This is a genomic window from Streptomyces sp. NPDC041784, from assembly GCF_055591025.1.
Genome location: NZ_JBVJAB010000074.1, coordinates 2,127 through 5,293, shown reverse-complemented (window position 1 = coordinate 5,293; position 3,167 = coordinate 2,127). Strand labels below are relative to the sequence as shown.

Below are 3,167 nucleotides of genomic sequence, written 5' to 3'. Positions count from 1 at the left end.
GGACTATTCCTCCTCCTGGTTCCGCTCTCGTGGTGTCGTCCCGATTACGGGAAAACATTCACGGAGAGTTTGATCCTGGCTCAGGACGAACGCTGGCGGCGTGCTTAACACATGCAAGTCGAACGATGAAGCCCTTCGGGGTGGATTAGTGGCGAACGGGTGAGTAACACGTGGGCAATCTGCCCTTCACTCTGGGACAAGCCCTGGAAACGGGGTCTAATACCGGATACCACTCCTACAGGCATCTGTGGGGGTTGAAAGCTCCGGCGGTGAAGGATGAGCCCGCGGCCTATCAGCTTGTTGGTGAGGTAATGGCTCACCAAGGCGACGACGGGTAGCCGGCCTGAGAGGGCGACCGGCCACACTGGGACTGAGACACGGCCCAGACTCCTACGGGAGGCAGCAGTGGGGAATATTGCACAATGGGCGAAAGCCTGATGCAGCGACGCCGCGTGAGGGATGACGGCCTTCGGGTTGTAAACCTCTTTCAGCAGGGAAGAAGCGAGAGTGACGGTACCTGCAGAAGAAGCGCCGGCTAACTACGTGCCAGCAGCCGCGGTAATACGTAGGGCGCAAGCGTTGTCCGGAATTATTGGGCGTAAAGAGCTCGTAGGCGGCTTGTCACGTCGGGTGTGAAAGCCCGGGGCTTAACCCCGGGTCTGCATTCGATACGGGCTAGCTAGAGTGTGGTAGGGGAGATCGGAATTCCTGGTGTAGCGGTGAAATGCGCAGATATCAGGAGGAACACCGGTGGCGAAGGCGGATCTCTGGGCCATTACTGACGCTGAGGAGCGAAAGCGTGGGGAGCGAACAGGATTAGATACCCTGGTAGTCCACGCCGTAAACGGTGGGAACTAGGTGTTGGCGACATTCCACGTCGTCGGTGCCGCAGCTAACGCATTAAGTTCCCCGCCTGGGGAGTACGGCCGCAAGGCTAAAACTCAAAGGAATTGACGGGGGCCCGCACAAGCAGCGGAGCATGTGGCTTAATTCGACGCAACGCGAAGAACCTTACCAAGGCTTGACATACACCGGAAAGCATTAGAGATAGTGCCCCCCTTGTGGTCGGTGTACAGGTGGTGCATGGCTGTCGTCAGCTCGTGTCGTGAGATGTTGGGTTAAGTCCCGCAACGAGCGCAACCCTTGTTCTGTGTTGCCAGCATGTCCTTCGGGATGATGGGGACTCACAGAAGACCGCCGGGGTCAACTCGGAGGAAGGTGGGGACGACGTCAAGTCATCATGCCCCTTATGTCTTGGGCTGCACACGTGCTACAATGGCCGGTACAAAGAGCAGCGATACCGTGAGGTGGAGCGAATCTCAAAAAGCCGGTCTCAGTTCGGATTGGGGTCTGCAACTCGACCCCATGAAGTCGGAGTTGCTAGTAATCGCAGATCAGCATTGCTGCGGTGAATACGTTCCCGGGCCTTGTACACACCGCCCGTCACGTCACGAAAGTCGGTAACACCCGAAGCCGGTGGCCCAACCCCTTGTGGGAGGGAGCTGTCGAAGGTGGGACTGGCGATTGGGACGAAGTCGTAACAAGGTAGCCGTACCGGAAGGTGCGGCTGGATCACCTCCTTTCTAAGGAGCACTTCTAGGCAGCCGCGAGGTTGTCCAGGGGCCAGTACATCGGCGAATGTCCGGTGCTGGTTGCTCATGGGTGGAACGTTGATTATTCGGTCCGGTTCACGGGCCGGAGGCTGCAAGTACTGCTCGTAAGAGTGTGGAACGCATGATCTCCGGACGGGATCGGGTCGGGCACGCTGTTGGGTGTCTGAGGGAATGAACCCCCTCGAGATGCCGGCCCCAGTGAACTCCGGGTTTTTGCTCGGGGGTGATGGGTGGCTGGTCGTTGTTTGAGAACTGCACAGTGGACGCGAGCATCTGTGGCCAAGTTTTTAAGGGCGCACGGTGGATGCCTTGGCACCAGGAACCGATGAAGGACGTGGGAGGCCACGATAGTCCCCGGGGAGTCGTCAACCAGGCTTTGATCCGGGGGTTTCCGAATGGGGAAACCCGGCAGTCGTCATGGGCTGTCACCCGCTGCTGAACACATAGGCAGTGTGGAGGGAACGAGGGGAAGTGAAACATCTCAGTACCCTCAGGAAGAGAAAACAACCGTGATTCCGGGAGTAGTGGCGAGCGAAACCGGATGAGGCCAAACCGTATACGTGTGAGACCCGGCAGGGGTTGCGTGTGCGGGGTTGTGGGATCTCTCTTCTGTCGTCTGCCGGCGACAGGACGAGTCAGAAACCGTTGATGTAGACGAAGGACATGCGAAAGGTCCGGCGTAGAGGGTAAGACCCCCGTAGTCGAAACGTCAGCGGCTCGTTTGAGAGACACCCAAGTAGCACGGGGCCCGAGAAATCCCGTGTGAATCTGGCGGGACCACCCGCTAAGCCTAAATATTCCCTGGTGACCGATAGCGGATAGTACCGTGAGGGAATGGTGAAAAGTACCGCGGGAGCGGAGTGAAATAGTACCTGAAACCGTGTGCCTACAAGCCGTGGGAGCGTCGGACGGAGAGCTTGCTCTTCGTCTCGTGACTGCGTGCCTTTTGAAGAATGAGCCTGCGAGTTTGCGGTGTGTTGCGAGGTTAACCCGGGTGGGGTAGCCGTAGCGAAAGCGAGTCCGAACAGGGCGTTTCAGTAGCACGCTCAAGACCCGAAGCGGAGTGATCTAGCCATGGGCAGGTTGAAGCGGAGGTAAGACTTCGTGGAGGACCGAACCCACCAGGGTTGAAAACCTGGGGGATGACCTGTGGTTAGGGGTGAAAGGCCAATCAAACTCCGTGATAGCTGGTTCTCCCCGAAATGCATTTAGGTGCAGCGTCGTGTGTTTCTTGCCGGAGGTAGAGCACTGGATAGGCGATGGGCCCTACCGGGTTACTGACCTTAGCCAAACTCCGAATGCCGGTAAGTGAGAGCGCGGCAGTGAGACTGTGGGGGATAAGCTCCATGGTCGAGAGGGAAACAGCCCAGAGCATCGACTAAGGCCCCTAAGCGTACGCTAAGTGGGAAAGGATGTGGAGTCGCACAGACAACCAGGAGGTTGGCTTAGAAGCAGCCACCCTTGAAAGAGTGCGTAATAGCTCACTGGTCTAGTGATTCCGCGCCGACAATGTAGCGGGGCTCAAGCGTACCGCCGAAGTCGTGTCATTCATAC

At 57.9% G+C, this 3,167-nt stretch carries 2 rRNA genes (1 of these 2 only partly in view); both read left to right on the top strand.

Going from position 1 to position 3,167, the window contains the following annotated elements:
• The first annotated feature begins 57 nt into the window (after window positions 1-57).
• A 16S ribosomal RNA gene (locus ACZ6D7_RS47290) occupies window positions 58-1,583 on the top strand.
• A gap of 307 nt (window positions 1,584-1,890) precedes the next feature.
• A 23S ribosomal RNA gene (locus tag ACZ6D7_RS47285) occupies window positions 1,891-3,167 on the top strand; it runs 1,920 nt beyond the window's last position.
• Together the 16S and 23S rRNA genes form the textbook arrangement of a ribosomal RNA operon.